The sequence below is a fragment of the Ensifer sp. Root142 genome, assembly GCF_001426785.1.
Taxonomy (GTDB): Bacteria; Pseudomonadota; Alphaproteobacteria; order Rhizobiales; family Rhizobiaceae; genus Ensifer; species Ensifer canadensis.
Genome location: NZ_LMFK01000027.1, coordinates 40842 through 41384, shown reverse-complemented (window position 1 = coordinate 41384; position 543 = coordinate 40842). Strand labels below are relative to the sequence as shown.

Below are 543 nucleotides of genomic sequence, written 5' to 3'. Positions count from 1 at the left end.
CACCGGGCCGATATGGGTGCCGGCCTTCAGCGCGTCGTCGATGGTGAGCCCCTTCATGCGCTCGCCCATCGCCGCCACGAACCGGTCGTGAATGCCTTCGGTCACGATCACCCGCGACGASGCGGTGCAACGCTGGCCGGTGGAGAAGAAGGCGGAGTTGACGGCGGCTTCGACGGCAACGCTAAGATCGGCGTCGTCGAGCACCACGAACGGGTTCTTGCCGCCCATCTCCAGCTGGTAYTTGCGATTGTGCTCGACCGAGGCCAGTGCCACGCGTTTGCCGGTGCCGGTCGAGCCGGTAAAGGTGATCGCCTGGATGTCGGGGCTGTCGAGCATCGTCTGGCCGACGACCGAGCCCTTGCCCATCACCAGGTTCAGCACGCCCTTCGGCAGGCCGGCGCGATGGAGAATATCGACGATCGCCCAGGAGCAACCKGGCACCAGTTCGGCCGGCTTGAAGACGATGGTGTTGCCATAGCAGAGCGCCGGCGCGATCTTCCAGGCGGGAATGGCGATCGGGAAATTCCATGGCGTGATGATGCC

1 protein-coding gene is annotated in these 543 nt (G+C 65.0%); it reads right to left on the bottom strand.

All coding sequences use genetic code 11. The features are described 5' to 3' along the window. Positions 1 to 543: aldehyde dehydrogenase family protein (locus ASD52_RS23960; RefSeq protein ID WP_244497512.1), on the bottom strand; the 543-nt coding region annotated here is incomplete at both ends.